Raw genomic sequence first — 25352 nt, forward strand, 5'->3', positions numbered from 1 at the left:
TGATGACTCGACTCACCGTATTTTCCTTGCTACTGGTCGGCAGCTCGGCGATGGCCGCCAGCGACATGCCGGGCATGGATCACAGCCAGATGGCCGGCATGGATCATTCCGCGATGCAAAGCATGGACGACGGCATGATGCAGCCCGCCGCCCCGACGGAAAGCCGCACGCCGATCCCGCCACTGACCGACGCCGACCGTGCCGCCGTGTTCACCAGCCCCGGCGGTCATCGAGTCCACGACAACGCGATCAACACGTACTTCCTCGCCGACAAACTCGAATGGCAGGACGCCGATGACGGCAGCGCATTGGCTTGGGATCTGTCCGGCTGGATCGGTGGCGACATCGATCGCCTGTGGCTGCGCTCCGAAGGTGAACGCAGCAACGGCAAGACCGAAGACGCCGAGATTCAAGCACTCTGGGGCCATGCGATATCGCCGTGGTGGGACGTGGTCAGCGGCGTGCGTCAGGACTTCAAACCCGGCGCGCCGCAGACCTGGGCCGCGTTCGGCCTGCAGGGCATGGCGCTGTACAACTTCGAAGCCGAGGCCACTGCGTTTATCGGTGAAGGTGGCCAGAGCGCGCTGCGGTTCGAGGGTGACTACGACATTCTGCTAACCAACCGCCTGATCCTGCAGCCCACCGCTGAACTCAATGTCTACGGCAAAAACGATGCGCAACGCGGTATCGGTTCCGGGCTTTCCAACAGCGAAGTCGGCCTGCGTCTGCGCTATGAAATCCGCCGCGAATTTGCGCCGTACATCGGCGTAACGTGGAACCGCACCTACGGCAACACCGCCGATTACGCCCGCGCAGAAGGCGAGGATCGCAGCGAAGCGCGCCTCGTCCTCGGCGTGCGGCTGTGGTTCTGAATCCCCTAAAAAAACAACCCGGAGCTCTTGCATGCGCACCTTGAAAATCACCCTTGTACTCGCCAGCGGCTTGCTCCTGAGCAGCCTCGCCCAGGCCCACCCGAAACTGCTCTCGTCGAGCCCGGCCGAAGGTGCCGACGGCGCCGCGCCCGGCAAGATCGAACTGCATTTTTCCGAGAACCTGCTGACAAAATTCTCCGGCGCCAAACTGGTCATGACCGAAATGCCCGGCATGGCCCATTCGCCGATGCCGATGAAAGCCAAAGTCAGCGCCGGCAGCGACCCGAAAAGCATGCTGATCACCCCGCTCGCACCGCTGCCCGCCGGTACTTACCAAGTCCAATGGCGCGCGGTGTCTTCCGACACACATCCGATCACCGGCAACGTCACCTTCAAAGTGAAGTGAGCGATGGCTGAACTGATCAACATCGTCCTGCGGTTTGCGTTGTATGTGGATTTGCTGCTGGTGTTCGGACTGGCGTTGTTTGCGCTGTACAGCGCTGATGCGTTGCTGCGGTGTCGACCGATGCTGCGCGGGATGGCCTTGATCGGGGCGCTGCTGTCAGTGGCGGGATTGGTACTGATGACCCGCGCCATGAGCGGCGAAACAGCGCTCGCGGCGTTGTGGCCGCACCTGCAAATGATGCTGCTGGAAACCGACGTCGGGCTGGCGTGGGCAGTGCGGATGATCGCGCTGATCGTGGTGTTGATCAGGCCGGGCGCGTGGCTCGCATCGGTGGCTGGCGCCATCGCCCTCGCCTCTTTGGCCTGGAGCGGACACGGGGCGATGGACGAAGGAACACTGCGGTTCTGGCATTTTCTCAGCGACATTCTGCACCTGCTCGCGGCGGGCGCGTGGCTGGGTGCGATGCTGGCGCTGGTGTTGATGGCGCGGGGGCCGCTCGATGCAGCTCGCATTCGTTCGCTGGCGTTTGCGGTTCGGCGCTTTGAGTGGATCGGTGCAGTGATTGTGCTGACGCTGTCGATTACCGGCGTGGTGAATTATCTGTTCATCGTCGGCCCGAGGCTGGATGAAGGCTTGCTCGGCACTTACGGGGTGCTGCTCGCGATCAAGGTTTTACTGTTTGCCGGGATGTTGGTATTGGCGGCGTTGAACCGCTTTCATCTTGGTCCGGCGTTGGCGCAAGCGTTGAGCAATGGACACTCTGTCATCGCGGCAAATGCGCTAAGACGCAGCGTTGTCGTTGAACTGGCAATCGCACTGCTGATCGTGGCGCTGGTGGCGTGGCTAGGCACGTTAAGCCCGGAAGCAGGGTGACACCCGGGAAAGCCTTTCACTACACTGGGCCACCGTCCTTCTCAGAAGCCCCGATCGCAATGACAACACTAAAAAGCACGATGATCCTCTGCGGCCTGCTGACCCTGGCCGCCGGCGCCCATGCCGAGCAAACCCCTTCGCACCTCGACAGCATCCAGCAACAAGGCCAGTTGCGCGTGTGCACCACCGGCGACTACAAGCCCTACACCTTCAAACGCCCCGACGGCGATTTCGAAGGCATCGACATCGCCATGGCGCGCTCGCTGGCCGACAGCCTCGGCGTCAAAGTGCAATGGGTGCAAACCACCTGGAAAACCCTGATGCCGGACATGCAGGCCGGCAAATGCGACATCGGCATGGGCGGCATTTCGGTGACCCTCGAAAGGCAGAAAAAAGCCTACTTCAGCAACACCCTCGACACCGACGGCAAGATCCCGCTGGTGCGCTGCGCCGATATCAGCAAGTACCAGACGGTCGAACAGATCAACCAGCCCGGCGTGCGCCTGGTCGAACCCGCCGGCGGCACCAACGAAGCCTTCGTCCACGCCTTCCTGCCCAAGGCGCAACTGGCCCTGCACGACAACGTGACGATCTTCCAGCAACTGCTCGACAATAAAGCCGACGTGATGATCACCGACGCCTCGGAAGCGCTGTATCAGCAGAAACTCAAACCGGGCTTGTGCGCGGTGAATCCGCATCAGTACATGCAATATGGCGAGAAGGCTTACCTGCTGCCGCGCGATGACATCAGCTGGAAACTGTATGTTGATCAGTGGCTGCATCTGAGCAAAGTCACCGGCAAGTATCAGCAAACCCTGAGCGAATGGATCGCCGTACCTGCCGCGCAGTAATCCTTAATCGTCATGCAGCATGCCGGAGCTGTACTGATTGAGACTGCTGCCGATACTGTTGCCACCAAACTTCAACGTATTGGCGTTGCGCCCCTCCGGCGACTGACAGTCGCTGGAGAAACAACGGGTGGTGGTCAAACCACCCGCGCCGGAACAGGCACTCAACACCGATACTGCAGCAGCAATCAACAGCATTTTGACGACATTCAGGCGCATGGCACGATTCCCCTCGGGATGAACAGCGACGATCTTGTCTCAGCAGACTAGGCCTGCTTCGCACGCGGCAAGATGAAACTTTGCTGATCGACAGCAGCGGTTCAGCATCGACTGCCCGCTAATCCTTGCCCGGTTTGGGTATCGCAATCCGGCTACCGGTCTTGACCTCGCGCAACGCCAGGCTGGACTGAATGGAGGCAATCCCCACCTGACGCCTGAGCACCTGCTCGATGAAGTCGCTGTAGCTATCAAGATCCTCCGCCAGCACCTGCAACACATAATCGGCATCGCCGGTGATCTTGTGACAGGCCACCACCTGCGGCAATTGCGCAATCACCGCCTCGAAAGCGTCCGGGGCATGGTCCGCATGGGTGGAAAAACGAATGTGCACGAACGCCATGATATCCAGCCCGAGCATTCGCCGATCAAGGTTGGCCTGATAGCCCTTGATGACCCCGGCCTCCTCCATGCGCTTGCGCCGTCGCCAGCACGGCGTAAGGCTCAGCGACAGCCGCTCACTGAGTTCAGCGTTGGAAATACTGGCGTCTTCCTGCAACAACTCAAGAATCGCCAGGTCGGTTTCGTCGAGACTGATGCGTTTGGATATTTTTTTCTGCACGACGCCATTCCTGAGTAAAAACGCCCGAATAATCCACTGAATCCCGAACACAAAGCAAAGAAAGCGCAGCCAAGCCGGAACAGAATATTTGCACTGGCTCACAATAACGGATGCGCAGAATGTTTACAGTTTTCAGTGATTCCCACCGTTTGCACCACGGCACCGAATTGAAGGACGGCGTGCTCAAACCGTCGTTCGAACAACCGAGTCGGGCCGACACCGTGCACAACCGGGTCAAACAGGTTGGCCTCGGGCAGATCGTCGAACCGCGCGCGTTTGACCGCTCGTGCTACATCAACGCGCACAGCGAGCGCTACGTCAGTTTTCTCGAAACTGCCTGGGGCGAATGGTGCGCCACCGGTCGCACTCACGACGCCTTGCCGCTGGTCTGGCCGGTGCGCGATCTGGCCAACGAAGAGGTGCCGACGTTCATCGACGGCAAGCTCGGCTTCTATGCCATGGACGCCGGCTCGCCCATTACCGCGACGACCTGGCAAGCGGTGAAAACCAGCGCCGACATCGCCCTCACCGGCCTGGCCCTGCTCGATGAAGGCCACGACAGCGCCTTCGCCCTGTGCCGCCCGCCCGGCCATCACGCCGCGCGGGAATACATGGGCGGTTATTGCTACCTCAACAACGCCGCCATTGCCGCGCAACAAGCCATCACCCAGGGCGCCAAACGTGTCGCGGTGCTCGACGTCGACTTCCACCACGGCAACGGCACGCAGAACATTTTTTACCAGCGCAGCGACGTCATGTTCGTCTCGCTGCACGGTGAACCCGCGGTGTCCTATCCGTACTTCTCGGGTTACAGCCACGAAGTCGGCGCGGGCGTCGGCGAGGGTTACAACCTCAACTATCCCCTGCCGAAAAACACCACCTGGAAGAGCTACCGCAACGCCCTGCTCCACGCCTGCAAAAAGCTCCAGCAGTTCGCGCCTGAAGTGCTGGTGATTTCCCTCGGTGTCGACACGTTCAAGGACGACCCCATCAGCCACTTTCTGCTGGAAAGCGAGGACTTCATCGGCATCGGCGAACTGATCGCCAGCGTCGGCTGCCCGACCCTGTTCGTCATGGAGGGCGGCTACATGGTCGATGAAATCGGCATCAATGCCGTCAACGTGCTGCACGGTTTCGAGAGCAAACGCAGCTGAGCGAGCCCGCGCTCTACAACCTTTCAATGACTGGATCGGAGAACAAGAACATGACGCTTTTTATTGATGTCGATGAGGCTGCACGCCTGTTCACCCAAGTCGGTATCCGCCGCGCCATCCGCGAAATGGCCGGCTACATCGAAGCGGACTACGCACGCTGGGCGCAGTTTGATAAATCGCCGCGCACGGCCAATCACTCGGCGGACGGCGTGATCGAGCTGATGCCCACCGACGACGGCCAGCAGTACTCGTTCAAATACGTGAATGGCCACCCGAACAACGGCCAGCAGAATTTGCTCACGGTCATGGCTTTCGGTCTGCTGGCGGATGTGCAGAGTGGCTATCCGACCCTGCTCAGCGAACTGACCTTGACCACCGCCGTGCGCACCGCAGCCACCTCCGCGCTGGTGGCGCAATCGCTGGCTCGCCCGGGTGCGACCTCGATGGCCCTGATCGGCAACGGTGCGCAAAGTGAATTTCAGGCGCTGGCCTTTCACGAAATGTTAGGCATCAGTGAAATCCGCCTCTTCGATATCGATCACGATGCGTCCCTCAAGTTGAAGCACAACCTCGCGGCGTTCCCGGACATCGAAGTGATTCTGGCCAGCGCGGTGAAGGACGCGGTCAAGGGCGCGGACATCGTCACCACGGTCACCGCCGACAAAGCCTACGCAACGATTCTGACGCCGGAAATGATCGAGCCCGGCATGCACATCAATGCGGTCGGCGGTGACTGCCCGGGTAAAACCGAACTGCACGCCGACATCCTGCGCAACGCCCGGGTCATCGTCGAGTTCGAGCCGCAAACGCGCATTGAAGGCGATATTCAGCAACTGGCAGCCGATTCCCCAGTGATCGAGTTTTTCCGCATTGTGCTGGGCGAAGTCACCGGACGCGAAAACGATGCGCAGGTGACGGTGTTCGATTCGGTGGGTTTTGCCCTGGAAGACTTTTCCTCACTGCGCTACCTCAACGACCTGGCTCAGGCGCAGCAAATCGGCCAACGCATCCACCTGGTGCCGACGCCGGCCAACATCAAAAACCTCTTCCAATTGCTGGATCCGCAACCGGCCAAAGCCTCGCGTCTGCGCACCGTCAGTTGATCGGTAATAACCGCCCCCAAGCCACAGAGGGCGATTCACCTTGTGATTAGCCGCTGCACCTCTAACAAGAACGCTCGACACCTACTTTCTGCCAAAACTCAAAAACATAAAATCAAGAGGTTTTGCAATGAAATCGACCCCTTCCGGGCTGCCTGAACAGCCCGCGCTGCAGCGCACGCTCAGCAATCGTCACATCCAGTTAATGGCCATGGGCGGTGCCATCGGGACCGGCCTGTTCATGGGCTCCGGGAAGATCATCGCGCTCTCCGGAACGTCGATCATCCTCATCTACATGATCATCGGCCTGTTCGTGTTTTTCGTCATGCGCGCCATGGGCGAAATGCTCCTGTCCAACCTCAACTTCAAAACCTTCGCCGACTTCGCCGGCGCCTACCTCGGCCCGCGCGCGGCGTTCTTCCTCGGCTGGTCGTACTGGCTGAGCTGGAGCGTCGCGGTGATCGGCGACGCCGTCGTGGTCGGCGGATTCTTCCAGTACTGGTTCCCCGACGTACCGGCGTGGATACCCGCCGTCGGCATGCTGGCAACGCTGTTCGCGCTAAACGTGCTGACCGTCAGGCTATTCGGTGAAGTGGAATTCTGGTTCGCGATCATCAAGATCATTGCCGTCGTGACCCTGATCGGCGTCAGCACCGTGCTGATCGCCAGCTCCTTCGTCTCGCCCAGCGGCGTCACCGCGTCCCTGAGTCACCTGGTGGACAAACAGGCGGCGTTCCCTAACGGCTTGTTCGGCTTCTTCGCCGGATTTCAAATGGCGATATTCTCTTTCGCCGGCACCGAGCTGATCGGCACCGCCGCCGCCGAAACCCGCTCGCCAGAGAAGACCCTGCCCAAAGCAATCAACTCGATTCCGCTGCGGATCATCCTGTTCTACGTCCTCGCGCTGACCTGCATTATCGCCGTGACGTCGTGGCAACAGGTCTCCCCAGTCAAAAGCCCCTTCGTCGAACTGTTCCTCGTCGCCGGATTTCCCGCAGCGGCCGGCATCGTCAACTTCGTGGTCCTGACCTCGGCGGCCTCATCGGCCAACAGCGGCGTGTTCTCATCGAGCCGCATGCTGTTCGGACTGGCCAATCAGGACAATGCGCCCGGCATATTCCGCCGACTGTCGAGCAACAGCGTGCCGCTGCTGAGCCTGGCGTTCACCACGTTGTTGATGCTGGTCGGCGTGCTGGTGCTGTTCATCGTGCCGGAAGTCATGACCGCATTCACCATCGTCTCCACCGTATCGGCGATTCTGGTGATCTTCACCTGGTCGACCATCCTCGCGTCTTACATCGCCTACCGCAAAAAACGTCCGGATCTGCATGCGAAGTCGGCTTACAAGATGCCCGGCGGTGTGCCGATGGCTTGGTTCTCGTTGGCGTTTTTGGGGTTTGTGCTGGGGTTGCTGGCGTTGCGGCCTGATACGCGGATTGCGCTGATGGTCATGCCGGGGTGGTTTGTCTGGTTGGGGATTGCCTACCAGTTGACGCGGTTGAGGAAGCCGAAGTCTGCGGTTGAGTCGGCTAGTCAGTTTGGCTAGATCTGCAAGCGAAAGCCGTCACCTGGAAGTGACGGCTTTTTGTTAACAGCAAAAGTGCATTTCACCTGCCCATGGCGGGACAGGCTTTACGCCTTCACCTCAACGTTATCCAACGCCTGATTCACCGCCAACTCCCCCAACATCACCACCTGCGCAATGCCCAACGCGGTTTTGCGGTGCGAGGGTTCGAGTGCTGCGGCGAAGTTGTTGAGCATTTCCGAGGCAGAACTCAGCGTCTCACTGGCATTGGCCAGCAGGGATTCCGAGTCGTACTTCGGATTGGCGAGGTACATGCGCTCGGGTTCGTTGACGCTGGCCATGATGTGGCCGGCGGGCAGGAGGTAGTGATCAAGCGCGCGCTCGGCGGCTTCGTGGAGTTTTTTTGAGTTGAGGGATTCGTAGGGGGATGCGGGATCGGTTTCTGGTGGATTCGGTGTAGGTTTGAACATGGTGTAACTCCTGACGGATGAACGAAAAGGAGCCATCACTCTCGCTACCAAACGAAGGGTGGAGGCCATACGCAGGTTGGTAGACCGGTCGTCAGGAACCCCGGCGCATCCGAAGACGCCCCGCGCATGACCACCATAAAACGAAGACGAGAAACGCCCTCGCAAGACAGTAGTCTTGTGCTTCTGACGGAGACGGGCTACCAAACCCGATCACTGGTTTTCAGTGACGTAGGGACGATAGAACCTGCGGGCTAGAGGCACAAGCCGGGGGATTCTGTCTTAGGTGTAGGGGGAGGCGCAAGGTGGTGTAGGGCAAGGACCGCTACACGGAGTAGCATTTAAACAACTTGAGAAATGTCTAGATTCGCAGGAACAGTTCTAAAGTTAGCATTTTTACCTTCTGTGAAAGAAATTCGTTTCAAGTCACATTCATTCAAAGAGGTCGCGTAAGCGGCTTTATCACCACTACAGTCTGGAAAGGCTACTCCCGCATTAAGAGATCGTCAGTGTTCACCCACAGATCTAATGATCCCGCTAGCTCGTTCCAAAAACTATTCAATTCGTCTAGTGATGCCTTTCGAACCCAAGCTTGATCCAAATTTTCTAATACATCGTACTGCGCTGTGGGAACAATTGAACCGAATGCTGCGTCATCAAGCAGCGTGGCTGAAACGAACTGCGTCACTTGACTCACTATGCCTAAAGCTTCGATGACCTCGTGATAGTTAGCATATTCAAAGGTACGAGAAGAGTGGTGTTCAGGATGCGCGAACACCTTATCCGCCATAGTGCAAACTTTCTTAATTACCTCTGAATTAAGCATTTTCTTAAGTCGTTCAAAGATTTCAGTCGAGATGGGTTGAGACCTCCCAGGTTTTCTAGATTTATCCTCTAAGCAATCGAAAACATCATGACGTCGCTTTGAGGAGAAGCCAGCGTCAGGTCCAGTTGTGGATACCCACATAGGTTGACCAATCGTTGATAAGTCTCGCGCCGCAAACCTCCGTACTTCCGCAGCTTCATGGTCGTAAGGAAGACCGTCATAACAAACAAAAAACTCCCTAGAGAATAGGTGTTTATTAGCTTCCATATCCAATAACACACGCTTAATTGAGTTCGTGCCTTTGTGATGATCTACAAGCCTGCGAATGCCAAGAGCTGCGATATGGGCATATCCGTCGACAACGAGATTCCACATCGAACCATTTACTTTTCTTTCGCTTTCAATTCGTCGTGCTTCATTGAGCGTGTGGAAAACTGTGGTATTCCATGCCAACTGATGAATCTGGTTAGAGATTGTGTTATCGGCAGTTCCTCTAATTGACTCTAGCCATTTCCTCCGCATCTGACGGTATTGCTCCAAAGCTCTACGCTCCGACTTTCTAACGTCACACTCTTCAACTGAGTAAAGACATTCGTCAATCGTCATTTTCCCCCCAAATTATTTAATAACTCGTCTCGAAAAATTTCTCTCCAATACTCGCCTTCCAAAATCAGTCTTGGAACGAGCTTTCCGAAAAACCAGAACAATAAAGCATTCTATTTACCATCAACAACCCGAAAACAAACAAACCTGTAAGCTTCCTTTTTTCTCTTCCAGTAAAAAGACCCAGAACTCCGCAACACAAAAGCACGAGCTTTTTTAAAATCAGCGAAATCCCAATTACTTCCAGTTTTTTCGAACCCAGTCAAACATATCATTCTCGCTCCCCGTAGGACCAAACCCCGCCCAAAGCTCTTCATCCCCAGTAACTTCCATCACAAACATTCTAATATTTGGCCGCAAATCCGAAAGAGCAACTCTAAGCGAGTTTGGAGTTTCACTCCCGAAAGGATCCACTACAAGCCAGAAGCCATCAATCCAACTCCACCATGCGTAGCCTTTATTTTTGAAATACCCGATTAGATCATCACTTTCTAGATAGCGATTAGAATTTATCGCAATTACAAAACGCTTTCTCACTTTTGAACCCCTTGATCAGACGTAACTCCTGAACCGAGAAGTTTTCCTTGAGAAATGTCATCAAGTTCAATGACGCCCTTCAAACTATCCCCCACATACCCCTTTTCAATAGCCATTTTCTGAATAGAGAATTTTTCGCTTCTCAAAGCATCAGGATTCGTGACCATAAAATAAACGTAAGAAACCAAATACAATACAAATGCAGCGACGCAAAACCCAGAGAATAAGTGCAAGACAAATTCGGGCAATTTCAGGTAAGCAGACAACAGCACACCGCTAACACACATCGCGATAAGCCAAGCCAGTGAATGCAAAACGTTAGACCGTGAGCCTTTCGCCTGAGCGTGCTCAAGCAGTGATTTCATCATACTTGGGGTAGGCATCAATAATTCTCGTTTTAGTCATTGCCTCCTGACGTGCGCAAATGGCCAGGAGTATTGATAGCTTGCAGATCGAATCAGAAGCTACCTTTTTGCCATCACGCTGTCCAGAATCGGGACGCGCCTGAATTCTCCCAGACAATCCTGATAAACTCCCCCACCTCCCAGCCCCACCCAATCCAGAACAGCCCATGCCCGCTATCACCGCTCCACTCTCCCGCCGCTTCTCCGTCGCCCCGATGATGGATTGGACCGACCGCCATTGCCGGTTCTTCCTACGCCTCCTGTCGAAGAACGCCCTGCTCTACACCGAAATGGTCACCACCGGCGCGCTCCTAAACGGCGATCACGAACGCTTCCTTCGTCACAACGAAGCCGAGCATCCTCTGGCCTTGCAGTTAGGCGGTAGCGTTCCGCTCGATCTGGCTGCCTGCGCGCGCATGGCCCAAGAGCACGGTTACGACGAGGTGAACCTGAACGTCGGCTGCCCAAGCGATCGTGTGCAAAACAACATGATCGGCGCGTGCCTGATGGGTCATCCGCAACTGGTGGCGGATTGTGTGAAGGCGATGCAAGACGCAGTGACAATCCCGGTGACGGTGAAGCATCGGATAGGCATCAACGGTCGGGACAGTTACGCTGAGCTGTGTGATTTCGTCGGCACTGTTCGCGATGCCGGGTGCACGAGTTTTACCGTGCATGCGCGGATTGCGATTCTGGAGGGGTTGTCGCCGAAGGAGAATCGTGACATTCCGCCGTTGCGCTATGACGTGGCGGCGCAGCTGAAGGCGGATTTTCCGGAGTTGGAGATTGTGCTGAATGGCGGGATCAAGACGATGGAGGCTTGCCATGAGCATTTGCAGACGTTCGACGGGGTGATGTTGGGGCGTGAGGCTTATCACAATCCGTATTTGCTGGCGGAGGTGGATCAGCAGTTGTTCGGCAGTTCGGCGCCGGTGATCAGTCGGGCTGAAGCGTTGGCGCAGTTGCGTCCTTATATAGCCGAGCATTTGCAGGCCGGTGGTGCGATGCATCACATCACGCGGCATGTGTTGGGCCTGGGCACGGGGTTCCCGGGGGCGCGGAAATTCCGTCAGTTGTTGTCGGTGGATATTCACAAGGCCAAGGATCCGTTGGCGTTGCTGGATCAGGCAGCTGAGTTGCTTGAAGGTCGTTGATTGAAGTTTTGAGTGTGCGGGCGACGCATGAGCGTTGCCCGGCGTTTTGTTGTACTGACAGGATGTCTTTTGTTTATGCCCGCGTTTAGTTTTTCTGCTTTCAAGCGTTACGCCTTTCTTGCCTTGTTCAGCTTCACTTCCGACGTTTATGCGCACTGCGATGGCTTTTGCATGGGCCGTACTGATACGCCGTGGGAGGTAACGCAGTTTTCCGGCTTCACCTTGGTGTCTTTAATCCTCGCACCTATTTCGTCTAGCCAGGAAACGACTGACAGTCACAAGCGTGTTTACTCCGCCGAGGAGCAAGAAGATGCGCGACTCTATCTCGCCAGCGACGGCATGCTGCAGGCCGCGTATTTCACGTCGGCCTTGCAGCGCTATCGCCAGGAGTCGCCGGATTCGGCGTTAAACGATCTCGCCGTTGCGGCGTTGATCAGCGCTCAGTGATCAGGCGGCCGCTGCTGCGGTCCAGTTGACCCAGCCAAACAGCCACGTTGCCAGAATCAACAAACCAAACGCGATCCGGTACCAGGCGAACGCGGCGTAGCTGTGGTTGGCAATAAACTTCAGCAAGCCGCGTACGGCAATCATTGCGAAGATAAACGCGGTGACGAAGCCGAGGGCGAAGACTGGCAAGTCGTTGGGCTGGAACAGGTCACGGTATTTGTAGCCGGAGTACACGGCGGCGCCGACCATGGTCGGCATGGCGAGGAAGAACGAGAACTCGGTGGCGGCTTTGCGCGACAGACCGAAGAGCAGACCGCCGATGATGGTCGAGCCGGAGCGTGAGGTGCCGGGAATCATCGCCAGGCATTGTACGAATCCGACTTTCAGTGCGTGGGACCAGCGCATGTCGTCGACGTGCTCGACGCTGATCACATGGCTGCGCTGTTCGGCCCACAACATGATGATGCCGCCGACCACCAGTGCCACGGCGACGGTGATTGGGTTGAACAGGTATTCGTGGATGGCGTCGGCGAACAACACGCCCAAGACCACGGCGGGCAGAAAGGCGATCAGCAAATTGAGGGTGAAACGTTGTGCATTGCGTTCGGTGGGCAGGCCTTTGACGATTTCGAAGATCTTCGGTCGAAACTCCCAGACAACGGCAAGAATGGCACCCAGTTGAATAATGATGTTGAAGGCCATGGCGCGTTCGCCGCCGAATTCCAGCAAGTCGGCTACGATGATCTGGTGGCCGGTACTCGAGATCGGCAGGAACTCGGTCAGGCCTTCTACCGCACCTAATATCAACACCTGGAAAAGGGTCCAGAAATCCATTAATCCTCCGTCAGAGCGCTCTTGATGAGCGACCGGGTAATAACACTCAGGGGTTGAGTATCAGAAGTTACACAATTGGCGCATATGAAGATCAAAAGATCGCAGCCATCGGCAGCTCCTACAGGAGAATGCATTTCAAATGTAGCAGCTGCCGAAGGTTCGGGCCGCGATCGGACGATCTTTTGATCTCAAAGAATAGGTCTTATGAATTGCCACACTCAAGCCATGTTAATAATCGTCGGCTGACGAACTACGCAGGAAATATTTAGTACTTTTGCAGAAAAAAGTTGCTCTGATAATAAAGTGTGATCAATATCACATTATCCCGAGATGGCCAGACAGTGGCAGATAGACATAGACAAAGCCATCGCAATAAGCTCAAAATAGTGGCACCATTGCATATCGCCACCATCTAAGCAGTAGTTCACCCCTCCGAGAAAATCAACTAAAAGCTTGAAAAGCTTAATTATTGTTAGAAAACTCGCGAGACACGTCTAAAATCCGCGCAAATGTTACCAATTGTCAGTCACAGATGAGAACCGGTGCTTTAACATCCCGATGTCAGCACCTAATTCGAGTCAACGTATGATGCTCTCAGGGAACTTAGCGACTAGAAGCCCGCGCCCGACAAACGACGAACCTGGTGTTCTTACTCTGGGTCGTACCCGTGGCGTGGCTGAACATTTCAAAGCACTAGTCGCCCAGCATGTACGCACCGATATGGCGCTTGAAGCCAATTCGTACACTAGTTCATATCAGTTGAATGAACAGTCTGGTTCGTATCGAGCCATCTTCCTGGTTATCGACAGCCCACAGGCCCTCGAAGACAATCTTGCACTGGTCGAGAATCTGCGCAGCGACAACTTGAAACCGATCATTTGTGCGGTCATCACCGGTCGTGGCGCCTTCAACAAGATCAAATATTATCTGGCTGGCGCGGATGTTTGTATCAAGCTCAATACCCTTTCCGACGATGGCGCCGAGTTGCTGGGCGAGTTCTTCAACAGTGAAGAATGGCAACGCGATATCAACCTGACGCTTGATCCGACGCGCATCTGCCTGATGGACACCCACCGGAAACTCGACATCTCGTTTGCCGAAATGAAGATCCTCGAAGCCTTCGCGCAAACCAGCAATCACATTCTGAGCCATGATGAAATCGCCAGCATCATGGGCCTCAACAGCAATTTCTACGACCCTCGAGCACTGGAAAAATCGATCAGTCGCTTGCGTGGAAAAATCAAGGAGATGTATGGTACAAACGCGATTCAGAGTATTCGCGGCTATGGCTATCGCCTGCTGCGGGGTCTGATATCGACTGCCTGACTCTCGGGCAGCCATCCCATTTGCATACGTACGAAGGATCGTCTGATGCAACCATATAGCTCCAGTTCTGCTTCACGCCTGTTTGAAATCAAGCAATTGAATGAGCGCGACAACACGACCCATAACAATAAAACTCCATAACATAGCAGCAGATCGAGTGGAATTTATCGAGGGCCAATCTTGGGCCCAGACCCTGCCTATCGATTACTTCCGAGGAAGTCATTGCTCGCCTGCCGATTTTTCTTTTAGCCAATTTTGGTGTGTATTTAGGAGAGAGACATGGAAACTAGTACAACCCTCCCAAGGAAATATTTTGTTGTCGTGACTCACAGTACAACGTCGCAACGTGAACTGGAGAGCATCCTGTCCAGTGAACGTTTCAATTCGTTTGAAGGGGTTGATTCGCCCTCTTCCGCTCCAATGGTGATGGAGTTCACATATCCAGGCATTAGTCGGAAAAATGTCGCGCGCAGTATCGAACACGATACTCAGCGAATATTGGCCACGCTTGAGTCCGAGTGGCTGGCAGCGCAATCGGCCAATCCTTTCCAGAATGTCCCGGCCATTACCGGTGAAACCCGCAACATGCCTCCTGCCGTTGAAGGTGATATGCCTGGCAATGAAACCTGGCATCTTGACCCTGACCAGGGTGCATTGATGAAAGAAGGTGTCGAGATCAGTCTGACGGGCCTGGAAACAGCACTGGTCAGGAAAATGCTCAGCCATGAAGAGCGTGTTGTCAGCCGTGACGAGCTGATTCTCAGCATCGGTCGCGAGCCCGAACAATATCGCGGCCTGGAAATGTGCCTGAGTCGTTTGCAAGACAAATTCAAAAGCGCCAGTCAAGGTGAGCGACTGTTTCGTGCCGTCAGAAACCGCGGTTATTGCCTGATTCAGGAAATCGTCGCATAACCACGAAAACCTCCACGAACAGAACAAACAGATAAAAGTGCGATTACAAAAACAACAAGAGCACTCTGTTTGGCTTCATCTTCCTCCCTGAAATCAAAAACTCCCTGCCTCCACCCCTCCAACAGTAACAAATACAACATCATTAATTCACCCCCTCCTCTGCGACCTTTTCTAACAGTCTTATATTTAATTATTAAAAAGTTGGCACTGTGCCATCTTGTTAGAACTCGTCAGACACCATTCCCGGCAATAACTTAGTCTATTGACTGACGACAGTTCGGCATATCGATGTTGTTACCTCAGGGCACTCACTACAACAAAAACAATAAGTCTGGATAACAACTCGGCTTTCAACTGTTGAAACCTGAATGGACGTCTTTTGGGGATACCGTATGGATCTTTCTCTAAGTATCAATCGAAGCACAGGCCTCAAGGGACTGACCTTTTGGGGCCAATGGGCGCTGGCACAGGGCTTTGTCGTGACGCTGTTGTTCATACTCGCTGAGCAGCACACCGGGACGGTCGCGTTCTACTACCGTATGTGTGCGACGCTGGCGGTACTGGCGTCGGTGCCGGCTTATACGTTTAGCGGTGTGTATCGCAAACGTGACAACTACCTGACCGGTCTCGGTCGGCTGTTCATGGGTTGGTCGATGACCATGGCGGCGCTGGCGTGCATCGCCTTTGTCTGCCAGGCCGATGAGCTGTTTTCGCGGCAGGTGATTCTGAGCTGGGCGGTGTATGGCTTCCTCGGTCAGGCGTTTCTGTACGCTCCGCTGCATGCGTTTTCCAAGTACTACCAACGGTCGCGTAAAAGCGAGCACAAGACGCTGATCGTCGGCACCGGCGAACTGGCGTTGGGTCTGGCGAAGAAGCTCAGCCAACTGGAAAATCTGCCGTTGGTAGGTTTGGTCAGCAATGGCGATGTGTCTGCGCTGGGTTCGGATGCACCGCGTGTGGTCGGCGATCAGGAACAGTTGCTGGAACTGATCGAGGCGCATGACATCCGTCGCTTGTACATCACCCTGCCGTTGTCTGAAGCAGCAAAAATCGAAGCGATTTATGGTGACTTGCTAGGGGCCAACGTTGATGTGGTGTGGGTGCCGGACTTGAACAGTCTGACCCTGCTCAATCACTCGGTGAAGGTCGTGGACGGTCTGCCGGCGATCTACCTCAACGAGAGCCCGCTGACCAGCCGCCCTACTGCTGCTTTGAGCAAGAGTCTGGTCGAGAAAACCGTGGCGTTTCTGGCGATCATCGCGCTGAGTCCGATCCTGCTGATCATTGCGTTGGCGGTGAAGATCAACTCACCCGGCCCGGTGTTTTTCAAACAGGATCGTCATGGCTGGAATGGCAAGGTGATCAAGGTCTGGAAGTTCCGCTCGATGCGTGTTCACGATGACCGTGATGTGAAGCAGGCCAGCCGCAATGACTCGCGCATTACCGCAGTCGGTCGCTTTATCCGCCGTACTTCGCTGGACGAATTGCCGCAACTGTTCAACGTGTTGCAGGGGCATATGGCTCTGGTCGGCCCACGCCCGCACGCCGTCGCGCACAACAACTACTACTCGGGGAAAATCCTCGCGTACATGGCGCGTCACCGGATTAAACCGGGGATCACCGGCCTGGCCCAGATCAGCGGCTGCCGCGGTGAGACGGACACCATCGACAAGATGCAGAAACGTGTGGAGATTGACCTGCAGTACATCAACAGCTGGTCGTTGTGGCTGGATCTGAAGATCCTGGTGAAGACGCCGTTTACGTTGTTGTCGAAGGATATTTACTGAGGTTCAGCGCTGCATACCGCAAGGGGACGAAAGTCCCCTTTTTTTGTGCCTGGGATTTGGGAGCGAGAGTGTTGTGGAGGGATGCAAAGAACTTGTGGGAGTGAGCTTGCTCGCGAAAGCGGTGGGTCAGGCAACGATGATGCTGACTGTGCTGACGCCTTCGCGAGCAGGCTCGCTCCCACAGGGATTCGGGAATGGTTCGGGATTTATGGCGTGACAGATAGCTAATGTGGGAGCGAGCCTGCTCGCGAAAGCGGTGGGTCAGGCAACATTGATGCTGGATGTGCTGACGCCTTCGCGAGCAGGCTCGCTCCCACAGGGATTTGTGGATGGCTCGGGATTTGTGGCGTGATGAAAATCCAATGTAGGAGCGAGCCTGCTCGCGATGGCGGTGGGTCAGGCAACGGGGATGTCGACCGTACGGACGCTATCGCGAGCAGGCTCACTCCTACAGGTTTTCGGGTGTTCGGGAGATCTGCGCTTACTCCGTGATCTTCTCGAAATTACGATAAAACATATCCCCTTCCCGGCTATCGGTCATCGAGTGCAGTTGGTAGCTGCGACTCAGTCGCGCGCCACCGTCACGGGTCAGTGGGGCCCAGACCAGGTTGGCGCGGCGCATGGTCGACATGCTCATCATTTCGTCGAACGGGATCGACAGGTAGATGCCTTTGTCGAAACTACCTTCGCCATACTCGGCACTGCCCGCCGTGGTGATTGTCGCCCACGCGCCAAAACGCACGCCATTGAAAAACTCGCGCGAGATATCCAGCGTGCCGCCCCAGTCACCGGCCAGATAACGCCCGACGCTCACCGCCGCCAGCGTATCGAACGGCAGATCGGTATACGCCGTGACATGCCCGGTCACCACCGAGTAATCACGCAGGGCAAAACCCTGATCGAAATCGCGCTGACGCACCCAGTTCAGATCCGCGCCCACCGACCAGCGCTCACCGGTCGGGCGGAACAACACTTCACCGCCGATACCGGCAAACATCGATTCCAGATAACCGCCATACACCATGCCGTACCAGTCTTTATCCAACTGCTCGGCATGACTCATCTGAAACAACGGCATGGTGGTGTTAGACGTGGTCAGGTACTGACGCAAATCCGTGCGCACACGCGGCAAACCGCTCGGCGCGTCGTAGGTGAATTTGTCGAAGTTGTTGGCCAGGTTGGCGCTGAGCAAACCGCTCCACCAGGTGTTGCGGTTGAAGCGATATTCGGCGTCGGCATCGGCGCTCAATTGATAGAGCAAGCCATCCGGGCCACCGACGTTCTGCTTGAAGCCCAGCCCCACGCCATAGCTGAAATGCTGCGGTGCTTCGGTGTAGAGGGTCTTCTCGTTATGCGGCATCGCCGGGTTGATCTCGGTGGTGCGGTGCAGCGATTCAAGTGGCTCTTCGTTGTTGATCACCTCGCGGAAGGTCTGACGCGGCACGCTGGTTTCTTCCAGCGGCAAGTCGTAGCGCTTGTTGACCACGGTGAACCAGTCGATGTCGTCGTTGACGCTGTTGTCGAGAATCCGGCTCGCCCGCCCCACAGCCTTGGACGAATGGAAGTAACGCTGCTGCTCGCCATACACGATCAGCTCAGAATCACGCTGCGTGATGCGCTCGACCTTGTAGCCGGCATTCTGCTGCAAACGCTGCGAGACGTTGGCCCAGTTGACCTGATCCATCGCCGTGGCCGGTGCCTTCGCCGGCAGCGGTTCCGGGGTTGGATCGTAAGTCTTCGCCGGTGCCTTGCGGCTGACGAAATTGGTGTGAAAGGTCACGCCGAACATCGCCGTATTACCGCGCTCCCACGCCGCGCTGACATCGACCGAATCGGTGACTTTGAACACCGCGCCAAGGTTGATCGGCGAGTCCTGCTTGATCTCGTTGTCCTTCGGCTCGTGCTTGTAGTCGTTGCCTTCGAATTCGAGTTTCAGGCTGAGGCGATCCCACGGCGTCTGATAGCTCACGCCACCGAAGAACGACGGCCGCCCACGAAAGTACGAACCCGAGTTGACGTCACCGGTGCCTTCCAGGGCCGGACGGGTATCGAAGCGATCGCTGACGTAGCCCAACGGGTTGTCGATATCGCCGCGATTACCGAGGTAACCCCAGGCAATCCCGGCGCTGAAATCGAAGTTGTCGTAGCGCTTGTTGGCGACGAAAAATTCACTGGAGAACAAACCGGTACCACCGATATCTCGGAAGCCCAGCGCCACGTCGGGCAACCAGTGACTCTCCTGCCACAGCCGGACTTTGACGTCGACCGCCTTGTCCTTATAGCTTTGACTACCGCTGAGGGCCTCCGAGCCGTACGGCCGGTTGGTGATCGCGGTGTAGCGAAACGAGCCTTCGAGCCAGTCCAGCGGCTGCAACGACACGCTGTAGCGACTGTACGGATCGGTGCGGTTGGCGTTGACGCTCAACTCGCCGGCCGGGGCCATGCGCGCGGTTGGCGTCTGCAACAGACCGGTGCCACCGAAGTCATTCTGGGTAATGCGCGGCTCGGCATGCGCCAGACCGCAGGGCAATAACAACACAGCTGCAAAACGTAACTTCAACGAACCACCTCGGCCAGCTGCGTGGCAATGAATTCGGCCAACTGCTGATTCAGTTCAGGAAGAGGCGGATCAAGATCATCATTTTTCAACGGCACCAGAATCTTGCTGCCGGCCACGGGAAAGTGCCCGCTCTCGCGATTCCAGTGGGCGATGCCGACGCGTTGCGAAGCGCCGTTGGGCTGGATCAGCCACAGGTAATCGGCTTCGGCATCGGCCAGAATCGAACAGCCTTGCAGGTATTCACTGGCCTCCTGCAACGGCTGATACGGCAAGTGGCACGGCTCGGCGACAGCACCGAGCACTTGCACTTCGTCGACGCGCTTCGGATAGATCAGACGATCGCCGTCATCGAGGCGAATGTTGCGCGCGAAGCCAACCTCCAACGCCACCGGATCGAGATCGGCGATCTGCCGTCCAGTCACCGGCATCTGCCGCACTTGTTCGGCAATCCGCTGCGCCAGTGCCGCCCGACTCGGCCGGTCGAACAGCATCGACATGCGTTGCAGCACATCCAGATCAAACAGCACACCGACCTTGAGCCGTGTCTGCTGCTCAATCAGCGACTGCCGCAGCAACCCGCCCGCCAGCCAATAGCCTTCGGCATTCGGCACGGCTTCGCTGATCACATCGAGCAACCGCCCGCCCGGTGGCAACGGGACTGGCCCGGGATTGGCGACATCGCCCGACACCGTGACGGCCGCCTGACTCACACTCGCGACCAGTAACAAACTCGCCGACAACATTTTCAGGCGCATCACGGCAGGTGCCTGCGATCAGGGGTCAGTTGCACAACCTTGACGCGCAACTGCGACGTCAGTTGCTGCTCGCTCTGCAAGATGAAACCGTCACGCGGGTCGACCCAGTAACGATTGGTCGCGCTCAGGCCGATGGCCGGGGCGTCAATGTGTTCATCGACACGCAGCACGGTGTATTCCTTGTCGAGAATCGTCAGGGTCTGTTCCGAGCGACGGGAGAAACGGCTGTTGACGATCACCCCGACTTCCTGACCCTTGTAAAGGTCGATCCAGCGCCGCGTGGTAAAACCGTCCGCGACGTGGTGCAGGCCTTGCTTGAACGGCGAGTCATCGGCGAGCCGCGTGCCATCGAGATCGCCTTCCTGGCCCAGGCCAATGCTGCGCACGGCGAGGCCATTGCGCAGCAACAGCACTTGTTTGCCCGAGGCGACCCAGAACTGCAGATCTTCACGCTCGCGCACCAGCGCCAGCACCCCGGAGCCGGACGGCGTGGTCAGTTTCATTTGCGGGTAATTGACCCCGGCGACTTCAGCCGCCGACACGTCGACTTCATCCGGGCCGACGACCGCCGCTTTAAGGTTGTTCAACGAAGCGCTCATCAGCGGGTTACAGCCGCACAGCAACGAGGCCGCCATCAGGCAGACGCCAACTTTCAAAATATTCAAAGTCGGCGGCCTTATTTGCTGTTGTTACTGTATTCGCTCCAGTTCTTCGCAGCGGAAGCGCCAGTGCCGACAATCGATGCCGACGGCACCAATTGACTGATCAAGCGATTCCAGCGAGTCACATTGGCAGGCCCGACGTACACCACGTCCTGAGGACGCACTTCGAAGTGCGACGCGAGCGCCATGGCAGTCGGCGACTCGGCTTCCAGCTGGTAGATCTTCGCCGGTTCGACATCGAGGTTTTCTACGCCGCGAATGACGTACACCGCGTTGCCGTTGGAGGTGGTCTGGCTCAAGCCACCGACCGAACCGAGCACGTCGGTGAGGTTCATCGTCGCGGTCTTGAAACTCAGCGCACGCGGCTGGTTGACCTCGCCCATCACGTAGATGCGCTTGTTGTCGTTGTACGGCAGGTACAGCTGATCGCCGCCCTTGAGGAAGACGTTCTGCAACTCGGAATCCTGCTGATTGAGCGAGTCGAGATTGAGCGGATAGGTGCGGCCATTACGCGTCAGCAGCAGCCCGGACAAATCGGCGTTGTTGGTATCGATACCGGCCGAGCCGAGGGCTTCGACCACGCTCAGCGGATTGGTGGAAATCGCTTGCGGGCCGGCCTTGGCCACCGCTCCGGTGACCACGACTTTCTGGCTGGCGAAACGCAACACCGCGACATCGACTTGCGGTTCGGCAATGAACGCCGACAAGCGTTGCTCGATGTCCGAGCGCAGTTGCTGGATGGTCCGGCCGGCAGCCTGGACTTCCTTGATGAACGGGTAATAGAGCGTGCCATCGGAACGCACCAGACGGCCGTTGGCATCGATCTGTTGTTGCGCGCCGGAGGGGGCCGTCAGCTCAGGGTGATCCCACACGGTGATGTACAGAACATCGTTGTTGCCGATGCGGTATTCGGCCGGGGTTGCCAACAGCTCCGGCGGCAGCGACTCACGCTTTTGCGTGGAGCGATTCATGGCGATCAGCTTGGGCGTGATCGGAATCAGCTCGACCCGGCTGCTTTCGCTGGCACCCTGACGGGTGATGCTGCTGGTGCTGAGGTATTGACCGGGGGAAAACATGCAACCTTGCAAAGCGAGACTTGCCAACATTAAAAGATAAACACTACGAGTCATAATGGCACTACGCTATTCAAGGGCGAATCCAAAAACAAAGTCACCCGACTTGCGTCGGGCGACCCTGTACTGCACTAACAGAACTTCCTGTTAGTTATGCGTGCCGGTTGTACCGGTGGTACCCGTCGTACCGGTGGTACCGCCGTTGGCACTGCCACCGCTGTTAGACGCCGCTACAGCACTGGCAACCATTGCAGTACTGGCTGCGGGCGCTTGAGAAGCCGCCACGTTGCCACCTACATTGGTTACCGCTGTCAGCGGTGCTTCAGCGGCGGCAGCCCAGTTGCTCAACATCGTCAACAGGGCAACTGCCATCACTTTTTTCATATCAACTCCTTTCTAACATTCGACCTGTTAAAAAACCGGCCTGAGTTAGCGGTGGTGAGTTCAAGTCCGCAAAAAGCGCGAACAAGATCCGTTGTTCTTTCACAGTCTTACCCAACTGATAAAAGTCGAACGGCAGGTTTATATCTACGGACTTGCAAAAGGCATTGCCAGTGTAATTTCCCGACGTTATCTAACAAGCTGACTGAAAATAACATTGGGTTAAATGGCCATCATCGCAAGTAGCCTTTGGGATGGTTCGATTGCCAGCGCCAAGTGTCGGTGACCATGTCCTGCAAGTTGCGCGTGGCTTTCCAGCCAAGTTCCTTCGCAGCCTTGGAAGCATCGGCCCAACTCTCGGCGATATCCCCGGAACGGCGCGGCATCATCCGGTACGGCACCGGTTGCCCGCAGGCCTGTTCGAAAGCGTGAAGCACTTGCAGCACGCTGTAGCCATCGCCGGTGCCGAGGTTCCAGGTGTGAATGCCGGTACGCCCGGAGATCGACTGCAACGCCTTCAAGTGCCCGTCCGCCAGATCGACGACGTGGATGTAATCGCGCACGCCGGTGCCGTCCACAGTCGGGTAATCATTGCCGAAGATCGACAGCTCTTGCAGGCTGCCGACCGCCACCTGACTGATGTAAGGCACCAGATTATTCGGAATGCCGTTGGGGTCTTCGCCCATATGGCCGCTGGCGTGGGCGCCGATCGGGTTGAAGTAGCGCAGCAAGGCGATGCTCCAGCGCGGCTCGGCCTGGCTGAGGTCACGCAACACGTTTTCGACGATCAGCTTGGACTGGCCGTAGGGATTGGTCGGATTACCAGTGGGAAAATCCTCGCGGATCGGCATCTGCTCAGGCTCGCCATACACCGTGGCTGACGAGCTGAACACCAGGCGGAACACCCCCGCCGCCGCCATTGCCTGGCACAACGTAATGCTGCCGCTGACGTTGGTCTCGTAGTACTCAAGTGGTTTGCGTACGCTCTCGCCGACCGCTTTCAGGCCGGCAAAATGCAGCACTGCCTCGATGTTGTGCTCGCGGAAAATCCGGTCGAGCAGTGCGCGGTCGCAGACATCGCCGCGGATCATCCAGGCACTCTTGCCGCAGATGGTTTCAACGGCGTGCAACGCGGCTTCACTGCTGTTGCAAAGATTATCCAGCACGACAACTTCATAACCTGCTTCAAGCAATGCAAGTGTGGTATGCGAGCCGATATAGCCGGCACCACCCGTTACCAGAATCTTCATAGCGCGGTCCGTCTTTGGATAAGTGACAAGTTAGCGTGTCAAGCCTTATTGAATAGATATGTGTCACAATCCACACAAACGAGGCGACAACAACCGAAAACAAAACTAGTTCAATGACTGGCAATAAATATTTTTGCAGGTCAGACTGTATTGTCCGCTACTTATTAGCACTCCCCGCGCACTCATCACTATCATCAGATACCGACTAAAAATAACTATCAAGCAACTAACCGACATCTCATAACATTGTCGTGTTTTACCGTCACTGGCATTTGCCATTAATAACCTGACTCGGGTATTAAAGTAAGCCTTCAATCCCACATTGAAACTTGCACGCCCTGTATTAGTGCGCGCATCCGTCGCCTGTGTTCCATGACTGTCCAGGATACTTTTATGATTCGTAAATGTTTGTTCCCCGCTGCCGGCTATGGCACGCGTTTCTTGCCGGCCACCAAAGCCATGCCGAAAGAGATGCTGCCGATCGTCAACAAGCCGTTGATCGAATACGCCGTTGAAGAAGCGCGGGACGCCGGTCTGCAACACATGGCCATCGTCACCGGTCGCGGCAAGCGTGCGCTGGAAGACCATTTCGACATCAGCTACGAACTCGAACACCAGATCCGTGGCACCGAGAAAGAGAAATTCCTCGCCGGCACCCGTGAACTGATCGACACCTGCACCTTCTCCTACACCCGTCAGGTGGAAATGAAGGGCCTGGGCCACGCGATTCTCAGTGGCCGTCCACTGATCGGCGACGAGCCGTTCGCCGTGGTGCTGGCCGATGACCTGTGCCTGAACCTGGAAGGTGACGGCGTACTCACCCAGATGATTGAGCTGTACAAGAAATTCCGCTGCTCGATCGTTGCCATCCAGGAAGTCCCGGCCGACCAGACCCACAAGTACGGTGTGATCGCCGGCGAACTGATGTCCGAAGGCATCTATCGGGTCAACAACATGGTGGAAAAACCGGCCCCGCAAGACGCGCCGTCGAACCTGGCAATCATCGGCCGCTACATCCTCACCCCGGATATTTTCGACCTGATCGCCGACACCCAACCGGGCAAGGGCGGCGAAATCCAGATCACTGACGCGTTGATGAAACAGGCGCAGAACGGTTGCGTGCTGGCCTACAAATTCAAAGGCCTGCGTTTTGACTGCGGTGACGCCGAGGGTTACTTGCAGGCGACCAATTTCTGCTACGAAAACGTCTATCTCAAGGGCCGCTGAGACGGCTCCCTTCACCCAACGAGGCCACCATGAACATTGCACAACATTCCGTAGAGATTGAACGCGAGGTGGGTAACCTCGGGGTGATGAGCTGGTTGTCCCGCCATCAGCCGTTGCCCAGCGCCAACGAAACCTGGCTGGGCACGATTCTGCTGGTGGAGCGGATTGGCGTGTTTCCGGCGTCCGGTGATATCCGCCGGCCGCTGCGTGATCCCTATCCACTGCTCGCGCATTTGAAAAAGCTCTATGGCGAGCAGGCGTTGGAAATGGATGATCGCGATGGTCTGAAAGTGATCTTCAGCGACTGGCGCTTCCGGGTGCGGATCTGCTGCAACGACCCGGCGATCATCATCAACGTTGAGACTCGGTGCGATACGCGGCTGATGCCGCAGAAGATTGCGGAATTGCTCGAGCAGGTCGACGCCTTTACGCAAGACGTCTAATGCCTGACAAATGATCGTTCCCACGCTCTGCGTGGGAATGCATCCAGTGACGCTCTGCGTCACACAGCGAGGGGACGCGGAGCGTCCC

The 25352-nt window shown here is 56.5% G+C and carries 27 protein-coding genes; 14 read left to right on the forward strand and 13 right to left on the reverse strand.

What is annotated here, in order from left to right:
• Window positions 1-2 precede the first annotated feature (2 nt).
• From CCX46_RS20345 to CCX46_RS20360, 4 genes are read left to right on the forward strand one after another with little or no spacing between them, the layout of a single operon-like run.
• Complete coding sequence (locus CCX46_RS20345) at window positions 3-872, forward strand: copper resistance protein B (RefSeq protein ID WP_127929111.1); 870 nt, start codon at window positions 3-5, stop codon at window positions 870-872.
• Window positions 873-903: 31 nt separating this feature from the next.
• Entirely contained in the window at window positions 904-1278 is a 375-nt protein-coding gene (gene copC, locus CCX46_RS20350; RefSeq protein ID WP_038362456.1) for a copper homeostasis periplasmic binding protein CopC, read from the forward strand.
• A gap of 3 nt (window positions 1279-1281) precedes the next feature.
• Window positions 1282-2151, forward strand: coding sequence for a copper homeostasis membrane protein CopD (copD, locus tag CCX46_RS20355; protein WP_127929112.1), 870 nt, complete (start codon window positions 1282-1284; stop codon window positions 2149-2151).
• Window positions 2152-2210: 59 nt separating this feature from the next.
• On the forward strand, window positions 2211-3002 hold the full coding sequence (locus tag CCX46_RS20360; protein WP_177413871.1) for a transporter substrate-binding domain-containing protein: 792 nt from the start codon (window positions 2211-2213) through the stop codon (window positions 3000-3002).
• A 3-nt stretch (window positions 3003-3005) separates the two neighbouring features.
• On the opposite strand, the gene CCX46_RS20365 is transcribed toward CCX46_RS20360, so the two are convergent.
• Together CCX46_RS20365 and CCX46_RS20370 are read right to left on the reverse strand one after the other, a co-directional pair.
• A complete protein-coding gene (locus CCX46_RS20365; protein WP_127929114.1) occupies window positions 3006-3218 on the reverse strand; it encodes a hypothetical protein in 213 nt (70 codons plus the stop codon).
• Window positions 3219-3336: 118 nt separating this feature from the next.
• Entirely contained in the window at window positions 3337-3837 is a 501-nt protein-coding gene (locus tag CCX46_RS20370) for an Lrp/AsnC family transcriptional regulator (RefSeq protein ID WP_093433799.1), read from the reverse strand.
• A 119-nt stretch (window positions 3838-3956) separates the two neighbouring features.
• Here CCX46_RS20370 and CCX46_RS20375 point away from each other — a divergent pair, with 119 nt between their 5' ends.
• The 3 genes from CCX46_RS20375 to CCX46_RS20385 all read left to right on the forward strand — a co-directional run bounded on the left by CCX46_RS20375 (window position 3957) and on the right by CCX46_RS20385 (window position 7637).
• Entirely contained in the window at window positions 3957-4991 is a 1035-nt protein-coding gene (locus CCX46_RS20375; protein WP_127929115.1) for a histone deacetylase family protein, read from the forward strand.
• Between the two features lie 50 nt (window positions 4992-5041).
• Window positions 5042-6094: an ornithine cyclodeaminase gene (locus tag CCX46_RS20380; protein ID WP_127929116.1), complete on the forward strand. Its 1053-nt coding sequence runs from the start codon at window positions 5042-5044 to the stop codon at window positions 6092-6094.
• Window positions 6095-6221: 127 nt separating this feature from the next.
• Window positions 6222-7637 (forward strand): amino acid permease, encoded by a 1416-nt coding sequence (locus CCX46_RS20385; protein WP_127929117.1) that lies wholly within the window; start codon window positions 6222-6224, stop codon window positions 7635-7637.
• Window positions 7638-7723: 86 nt separating this feature from the next.
• On the opposite strand, the gene CCX46_RS20390 is transcribed toward CCX46_RS20385, so the two are convergent.
• From CCX46_RS20390 to CCX46_RS20405, 4 genes are all read right to left on the reverse strand, one after another.
• Window positions 7724-8086: a DUF6124 family protein gene (locus tag CCX46_RS20390; RefSeq protein ID WP_127929118.1), complete on the reverse strand. Its 363-nt coding sequence runs from the start codon at window positions 8084-8086 to the stop codon at window positions 7724-7726.
• 481 nt (window positions 8087-8567) lie between these two features.
• A complete protein-coding gene (locus CCX46_RS20395) occupies window positions 8568-9515 on the reverse strand; it encodes an AbiU2 domain-containing protein (protein ID WP_127929119.1) in 948 nt (315 codons plus the stop codon).
• Between the two features lie 234 nt (window positions 9516-9749).
• Window positions 9750-10049: a hypothetical protein gene (locus tag CCX46_RS20400; protein WP_127929120.1), complete on the reverse strand. Its 300-nt coding sequence runs from the start codon at window positions 10047-10049 to the stop codon at window positions 9750-9752.
• Complete coding sequence (locus CCX46_RS20405) at window positions 10046-10432, reverse strand: hypothetical protein (RefSeq protein ID WP_127929121.1); 387 nt, start codon at window positions 10430-10432, stop codon at window positions 10046-10048. Before CCX46_RS20405 ends, CCX46_RS20400 begins: the two co-directional genes overlap by 4 nt.
• Window positions 10433-10620: 188 nt before the next feature.
• Between CCX46_RS20405 and dusA the strand changes: the two genes are divergently transcribed.
• Entirely contained in the window at window positions 10621-11607 is a 987-nt protein-coding gene (gene dusA / locus CCX46_RS20410) for a tRNA dihydrouridine(20/20a) synthase DusA (protein WP_127929122.1), read from the forward strand.
• A gap of 75 nt (window positions 11608-11682) precedes the next feature.
• Window positions 11683-12054 (forward strand): DUF2388 domain-containing protein, encoded by a 372-nt coding sequence (locus CCX46_RS20415; protein WP_127929123.1) that lies wholly within the window; start codon window positions 11683-11685, stop codon window positions 12052-12054.
• Here the strand turns inward: CCX46_RS20415 and CCX46_RS20420 are convergent, their stop codons facing one another.
• A complete protein-coding gene (locus tag CCX46_RS20420) occupies window positions 12055-12888 on the reverse strand; it encodes an undecaprenyl-diphosphate phosphatase (RefSeq protein WP_095114324.1) in 834 nt (277 codons plus the stop codon).
• 585 nt (window positions 12889-13473) lie between these two features.
• On the opposite strand from CCX46_RS20420, the gene CCX46_RS20425 reads away from it, so the two are divergent.
• The 3 genes from CCX46_RS20425 to CCX46_RS20435 all read left to right on the forward strand — a co-directional run bounded on the left by CCX46_RS20425 (window position 13474) and on the right by CCX46_RS20435 (window position 16913).
• Entirely contained in the window at window positions 13474-14214 is a 741-nt protein-coding gene (locus tag CCX46_RS20425) for a winged helix-turn-helix domain-containing protein (RefSeq protein WP_127929124.1), read from the forward strand.
• Between the two features lie 279 nt (window positions 14215-14493).
• Window positions 14494-15126, forward strand: a complete 633-nt coding sequence (locus tag CCX46_RS20430; RefSeq protein ID WP_127929125.1) for a winged helix-turn-helix domain-containing protein — start codon at window positions 14494-14496, stop codon at window positions 15124-15126.
• Window positions 15127-15518: 392 nt separating this feature from the next.
• On the forward strand, window positions 15519-16913 hold the full coding sequence (locus CCX46_RS20435; protein WP_127929126.1) for an undecaprenyl-phosphate glucose phosphotransferase: 1395 nt from the start codon (window positions 15519-15521) through the stop codon (window positions 16911-16913).
• Between the two features lie 481 nt (window positions 16914-17394).
• Here the strand turns inward: CCX46_RS20435 and CCX46_RS20450 are convergent, their stop codons facing one another.
• The 6 genes from CCX46_RS20450 to galE all read right to left on the reverse strand — a co-directional run bounded on the left by CCX46_RS20450 (window position 17395) and on the right by galE (window position 23594).
• The gene (locus tag CCX46_RS20450; protein ID WP_127929127.1) at window positions 17395-19473 is read right to left on the reverse strand and encodes a YjbH domain-containing protein; all 2079 of its coding nucleotides are present in this window, start codon (window positions 19471-19473) and stop codon (window positions 17395-17397) included.
• Entirely contained in the window at window positions 19470-20228 is a 759-nt protein-coding gene (locus CCX46_RS20455; protein ID WP_127930430.1) for a capsule biosynthesis GfcC family protein, read from the reverse strand. Before CCX46_RS20455 ends, CCX46_RS20450 begins: the two co-directional genes overlap by 4 nt.
• The gene (locus CCX46_RS20460) at window positions 20228-20893 is read right to left on the reverse strand and encodes a YjbF family lipoprotein (protein ID WP_127929128.1); all 666 of its coding nucleotides are present in this window, start codon (window positions 20891-20893) and stop codon (window positions 20228-20230) included. The genes CCX46_RS20455 and CCX46_RS20460 overlap by 1 nt, the downstream gene beginning before the upstream one ends.
• Window positions 20894-20904: 11 nt before the next feature.
• Window positions 20905-22020, reverse strand: coding sequence for a polysaccharide biosynthesis/export family protein (locus CCX46_RS20465; protein WP_174245072.1), 1116 nt, complete (start codon window positions 22018-22020; stop codon window positions 20905-20907).
• 90 nt (window positions 22021-22110) lie between these two features.
• Window positions 22111-22347 carry a hypothetical protein gene (locus CCX46_RS20470; protein ID WP_007910552.1) on the reverse strand — a complete coding sequence of 79 codons (237 nt, stop codon included), beginning with the start codon at window positions 22345-22347 and terminating at the stop codon, window positions 22111-22113.
• A gap of 230 nt (window positions 22348-22577) precedes the next feature.
• The gene (gene galE / locus CCX46_RS20475; RefSeq protein WP_127929130.1) at window positions 22578-23594 is read right to left on the reverse strand and encodes a UDP-glucose 4-epimerase GalE; all 1017 of its coding nucleotides are present in this window, start codon (window positions 23592-23594) and stop codon (window positions 22578-22580) included.
• Window positions 23595-23987: 393 nt separating this feature from the next.
• Between galE and galU the strand changes: the two genes are divergently transcribed.
• Both galU and CCX46_RS20485 read left to right on the forward strand, forming a co-directional pair.
• Window positions 23988-24821 (forward strand): UTP--glucose-1-phosphate uridylyltransferase GalU, encoded by an 834-nt coding sequence (galU, locus tag CCX46_RS20480; RefSeq protein ID WP_108225788.1) that lies wholly within the window; start codon window positions 23988-23990, stop codon window positions 24819-24821.
• 29 nt (window positions 24822-24850) lie between these two features.
• Window positions 24851-25264: a mannose-1-phosphate guanylyltransferase gene (locus CCX46_RS20485; protein ID WP_127929131.1), complete on the forward strand. Its 414-nt coding sequence runs from the start codon at window positions 24851-24853 to the stop codon at window positions 25262-25264.
• The last annotated feature ends 88 nt before the right edge of the window (window positions 25265-25352 follow it).

This window comes from Pseudomonas sp. RU47, assembly GCF_004011755.1.
Taxonomy (GTDB): Bacteria; Pseudomonadota; Gammaproteobacteria; order Pseudomonadales; family Pseudomonadaceae; genus Aquipseudomonas.